Source organism: Leisingera aquimarina DSM 24565, from assembly GCF_000473165.1.
Classification (GTDB): domain Bacteria; phylum Pseudomonadota; class Alphaproteobacteria; order Rhodobacterales; family Rhodobacteraceae; genus Leisingera; species Leisingera aquimarina.
Genome location: NZ_KI421505.1, coordinates 142,417 through 148,175, shown reverse-complemented (window position 1 = coordinate 148,175; position 5,759 = coordinate 142,417). Strand labels below are relative to the sequence as shown.

At 53.9% G+C, this 5,759-nt stretch carries 1 protein-coding gene and 4 pseudogenes; 4 read left to right on the top strand and 1 reads right to left on the bottom strand.

The genetic code is table 11. The features are described from left to right. From AQUI_RS29020 to istA, 3 pseudogenes are all read left to right on the top strand, one after another. Positions 1-580, top strand: a pseudogene (locus tag AQUI_RS29020) (IS5 family transposase); the annotation flags it as partial. Positions 581-733: 153 nt separating this feature from the next. Continuing rightward, positions 734-919: pseudogene (locus AQUI_RS32615) on the top strand (IS481 family transposase); the annotation flags it as partial. Between the two features lie 112 nt (positions 920-1,031). Continuing rightward, positions 1,032-2,062, top strand: a pseudogene (gene istA / locus AQUI_RS29015) (IS21 family transposase); the annotation flags it as partial. Between the two features lie 120 nt (positions 2,063-2,182). Here istA and AQUI_RS29565 read toward each other — a convergent pair. Beyond that, the gene (locus AQUI_RS29565; RefSeq protein ID WP_051372068.1) at positions 2,183-4,540 is read right to left on the bottom strand and encodes a calcium-binding protein; all 2,358 of its coding nucleotides are present in this window, start codon (positions 4,538-4,540) and stop codon (positions 2,183-2,185) included. Positions 4,541-4,747: 207 nt separating this feature from the next. Here AQUI_RS29565 and AQUI_RS30430 point away from each other — a divergent pair. Next, positions 4,748-5,588, top strand: a pseudogene (locus AQUI_RS30430) (IS5 family transposase). The last annotated feature ends 171 nt before the right edge of the window (positions 5,589-5,759 follow it).

The window sequence follows — 5,759 nt, the reverse complement described above, 5'->3', positions numbered from 1 at the left end:
TGCGTTTCGACTGCCGGGCAGTGGACGCAACTTATCTGAAAGCCCATCGGACAGCGACCGGTACGGGCGTGAAAAAGGGGGGCGTGGACGCCTGATCCCTTGCCCGGCAGGGCATTGCGCAGCAATGTCCCGAGAGGGGCCGGACCAAAGGCGGCATGAACNCGAAGCTGCATGCCATCTGCGACCGCCAGGGCCGGCCGCTCAGCCTGTTTATCACCGCCGGGCCCCTTCTCGGCGATGCAAACATCGCCTGTCAGGCGGCGGGTCAGCGACGACATCGGCGCGCGGGCGCTGCTAAGCAGCTTGCCAAAAGCCGGATGGCTGCTTGGGGACCGCGGCTATGACGCCGACGGGTTCAGAGAAGCGTCAAAAGACAAAGGAGCGCGGCTGTATCCCCGGTCGAAAGCAGCGCAAGAAGCCTGTGAAATACGGCAAACGCCGCTACAAGCGGCGCAACCGTATCGAGATCATGTCCGGCAGGCTCAAGGACTGGAGGCGCGCCGCAACACGCTGCGACAGGTGCCCCAAGGTATTCCTGTCAGCAATCGCCCGCGCGGCGTTAGTCATTTACTGGTTATGAATCCTGACCCTAGGTGTTTGATCCGATGGTTTGATGGTGCGATCCATTCGACGGAATGGAAGGATGCCCTGTGGGACAGATACGTCATGGATACGCCACGCACTGTCACCCGGCAGGCGATGCGGAGCAATATGCCGATAGGGCACGTACGCTATCCGAGCAGCAATACAGCGATTGCAAGCTTCGAACACGACTCTGAGCCGCGAGCTTGGCATCAACGTCAAGACCGTTGCGAAATGGCGAAAGCGCCGAACAGCCGAGGATAGAAAGACGGGGCCAAAGGAGCCGGGCCCGACTGTTCCAAGCAAAGATGAAGAGGCAATGGTCGTTGCTTTCCGATGTGAACAGGCATGCAATTTTGACCCCGTTACGGGGTAATCGGCGTCCAAAAATGACCCCCTTACACTGATGTGAATGATGCCCCCGAGGTTATCGGGGAGCGCAGAGTGGGATGTTGGTCGTGGAGACGATAGCAAAGATCCGGCGGGCGTATTTTCAGGACAGGAATCCGATCAAGCAGATCTGCCGGGAACTGCGGGTATCACGGAATACGGTGCGGAGGGCAATCCGGTCTGGTGTGACGGAAGCGACCTGCGAACGCAGCGTTCAGCCTCTGCCAAAGATCGGGCCATGGAAAGACAAGCTCGAAGAGATGCTGGCGGCGAATGCGAGGAAGCCAAAGCGCGAGCGGTCAACCCGCATCCGGATCTTCGAAGAACTGAGAGCCCTTGGATATGACGGCGGCTATGATGCTGTCCGGCGCTACGCGGCCACATGGTCCAAGGAAGAACAAGAGGCCTCCGCAGCCGCCTATGTCCCGCTGATCTTCGATCCGGGCGAGGCCTACCAATTTGACTGGAGCCACAAGATTGTGGTGATCGACGGCGCGACCACCACTGTGAAGGTGGCGCATGTCCGGCTCTGCCACAGCCGCATGCGGTTTGCCCGGGTCTATCCACGCGAGATGCAGGAGATGGTGTCCGATGCCCATGACAAGGCCTTCGCCTTCTTCGGCGGGACCAGCACGCGCGGGATCTACGACAGCGGGAATTGTCCGCCATTGGTCCGAGAACAATGGACGCGAAGACGGCGGTAGACACGATCTTCGTGGGCCGCGACCGAGCCTGCAATCGGCGTTTCCAGCAGATGTGCGGGCGCTATCTTGTCAATCCCGTTGCCTGCACACCGGCGTCTGGCTGGGAGAAAGGGCAGGTCGAGAACCAGGCCGGCGTTGTCCGGCGGCGCTTCTTCGTGCCCAGGCCCAAGTTTAAGAACTACGCCGAACTCAATGCCTGGCTCGAGGATCGCTGCGTTGCTCGGGCCAAATCTCATCCGCACCAGGAGCTTCGAGACCGCACGATCTGGGAGGCCTTCGAGGACGAGCGGGCGAGTTTGGTGCCATATGTCGGCTCCTTTGATGATTTCCACGCTGTTCCGGCGTCAGTCTCGAAGACCTGTCTCGTCTGGTTCGGCAAGAACCGCTGTCCGAAAGTCTTTCTCTCTGCCATTGCTCTGGCCGCAAACGTCATCTATTGGCCAGTATTTCTGAGCCTAGCTCTCAAAAAGAGAATAAATGGCAGGCCAAGTCGCGTTCTTTGACGGTCAATATATAAACAGGTCGGAAAACACTAAATCTCCAACCTGAGTAGAGCTTGCTCCTTCGAAGATCAGCAGCTCATTGCCAACTCTTATCCAAGAATTTTGCTCCCCATGTAAATTTCCTAAATCGCTGCCGATTTCAATTGAATTAGGGAAATCAATCTCCCATTCTCTCACATCGAGAACATCCAACCCAAACTCAAAGTCATTCAAAAAGTCTTTTGAATGATCTGCCGAAAATACAAAATGGTCAGCTCCAGTACCACCTGAAAGAGTATCTTCACCTTTTCCATCAACCAGAGTATCAGCGCCTTGCTCACCATTTATCTGATCGTCACCCGCTCCTCCTATCACGGTATCACTCCACTCTCCGCCAGAAGCGACATCATCTCCTTTTCCGCCTTCAATATAATCTCGCCCTGACCCTCCAAAAATACTGTCGCGGGAAGCTCCACCATGCAGAGTGTCGCTCCAGCCGCCTCCATAAATTATGTCTTTCCCCGCTCCACCTCGAATTTCGTCCTTACCAGAACCGCCAGTTAGGCTGTCTTGGCCGGTTCCGCCATAAATGCTATCGTCCCAAGCCCCGCCGTCAATAGTGTCGCGCCCTTTCCCGCCAATCATCTTGTCGCGGCCGACGCCACCGCTGAGGACGTCATTGCCTTTTCCTCCGATCAAGACATCGCGGCCTGCCCCGCCAAACAATGTGTCGTTCCCGCCGTTTCCAAAAATTTTGTCACCTGCAGACTTCCCATCCAGGTAGTCCCCTTCAGAAAGGCCGCGCATAATATCCTTGCGATCACTGCCGACAACCATGTCGCTCTGATTGCCAATCTTGGTGAACTCTACAAATGCAAGAGACCAAGGATCTAAGTCAACTTCCGCGAGGCCATCACTGGTTATTCTACTTTGCATATATTCCAAAATTGGAGCAGCTTTATGATCAGCTCCACCGGAATCGCCGTCGGATAAATTTACCACCCTAGCAAAGTAATTACCTTCACCTAAAAAGCTGGAAAAGTCGAAGTTTGCATCTAACTGCTCGAAACCACTTCTTTCAGAAATTACGAAAGCATACTCATCCTCATCACCAAAGCCATGGACATCAACTCGATTATCAATTGACCAGTCTACTATCGGAGTGAGACCAACTAGGGTTTCCCGCATCAGCCCAAAAGTCTCTCCGGCAATAGTTAAATTCCGTTGCTCTATATCTGTAAGAGTAATTCCCTGCGACTTGTCGAATGTCAGAGGCCATATTTGAGATGTGTCCACACCATGCGTAAGCTGCTCATAGAACATTTCCACCATCATGGCTGAATGTTGAAGGCCCCTATTGTTCTCCGCATTAGCGGCATTTGCATTCCATTCTGTTATGTGAAAGGAAACTTGGGGCAAGTCTTCAGACCTGTCCAGCAAGTTTTCAAGCCGGGAAAGTTGCGAGAAGAAAAATTCCTTTCCAGCATCCACATCGAAAAACCCGCCTCTAATGTAATAGTGTCCAACAATACCGGAAACAAGGTTCGCGGAATTTGGGTTTGCATTAACATTGTCGGCTAAATCTGAGATTTGATCATAGGCACTGCCCTGCCCAAGCACATTCACAGAGACCCAGCCTGTGGGCATCTCCTCTCCAAATTCACCTTCCATTTCTGACTTTGTTTTTATGGATGAGGGATGTTCATCTGCATTGATGAACAGGTCAATTGGATCCTTCGGTGAATATTTTTCGGATGCAGCAGAAATCCCTTGAATAATTAGTGCAGGGACCGCTTCTCCCAGGTCATTGATGACCTTCTCAATGAAGGGCAAAATTTGGGATGCCAAGAAACCATACTCGGTGGCGGTCATTTGACCAGCCCCCCAAAATTCGTTACCGATTTCGATCGCAGATATCGGCACGCCGTTCTTTTTGGCCTCTGAAAGACTCATCCCTATGAATTCACGCAACTCATTAAAGTATTTCTCCTTGATTTCTTGCCGCCCCCCATAAGATCCAGCCAGCATTGCCTCTGCAGCACTTTGGGAAAACGCTTGTTTCGTGGGGACAACTATTGAGACAGACAGTTCAGACTTCCCCGCCTGCTCAAACATCAGATCCATAGGTAAAAGCTCTTGCTCGGGATCAAAGCTTGAAATGCTCGCATTCGGTTGAGCCATGTCGAAGTAATGTTCAGTGGCAGACCCTCCCGGAAACCTGAGGTTTGTGATACCCAATTTTTCCACAAGTGCCGCGAGTTCAGACGTTGGGTCTGCAAACTCCTCATCGTATATAGTAACTAAATTGACACCAAAGTGGTCTTCGCTAACCGTTTCATAGGCGTCACTACCGGCCTTACCGCTCACTGTATAGATCGACATTTTCAACCGCCAACAAAGATTTGCCTTGCCGTAGGTTCCTTTTTCGCTCTGATTGAGGAGTGGCCGAAATGCGGTGGAAATGTGGCGAAAATAGAAGATTTTAATAGCAGATGAATAGAACGCGCCAATAGTCCGGCAGCTTAGGGTCAGGACCCATTGATTTTCGCCTGGCGGCGTGGTTCACGGTTCGAAAACCGAGCGGTGAACATGTCTGATCTTTTCTGGCTAAGCGATGCGCAGATGGCGCGTCTTGAGCCCTATTTCCCGCAGTCCCATGGAAAGCCGCGCGTTGATGACCGGCGTGTCTTGAGTGGGATTATCTTCATAAACCGCAATGGCTTAAGGTGGCGCGATGCACCCGAGGAATACGGCCCGCACAGTGAGGCGGGACCGTCGCCCCAGCGGGGCGGCGTCAGCCCGGTGAACGCTTTACAACCGTTGGAAACGCTGGAGTGACAAGGGCATCTTTGCTCAGATGATGATCGGTTTGGCAACTGAACACAACGAAGAGAAGACCGTGATGATCCCCTCTCATCGAAACTGCGTTTCGACTGCCGGGCAGTGGACGCAACTTATCTGAAAGCCCATCGGACAGCGACCAGCATGGGCGTGAAAAAGGGGGGGCGTGGCCGCCTGATCGGTAGAACCAAAGGTGGCATGAATACCAAGCTGCATGCCATCTGCGACAGCCAGGGCCGCCCGCTGAGCTTGTTCGTCACCGCTGGACAGGTCAGCGACTACATCGGGGCAAGGGCGCTGCTCAGCAGTTTGCCGAATGTCGACTGGATGCTTGGGGATCGCGGCTATGACGCCGATTGGTTCCGGGAAGCATTGAAAGACAAAGGGATACGCGCCTGCATCCCGGGCCGAAAGCAGCGCAAGACACCCGTCAGATACGACAAACGCCGCTACAAACGCCGCAACCGCATCGAGATTCATGTTTGGCAGGCTCAAAGACTGGAGGCGTGTGGCTACGCGATACGACAGATGCCCGAAGGTCTTCCTCTCCGCTATCGCTCTCGCCGCAACCGTCATCTATTGGCTATGAGTCCTGACCCTAATGAACTCGCGGGGCGAGCGCCATTTCAAGCCGGAATGCGGATGGTTTTTGAACCGCCCCGGGTTTGCCGGAGGCTGATTTCAGTTAGTTGCGCGGCAATGTCCTCAGTTTCCAGGGCGGCGTAGAAATTGGCCTCTGCTTCTGCCGGCGGAATGTTCC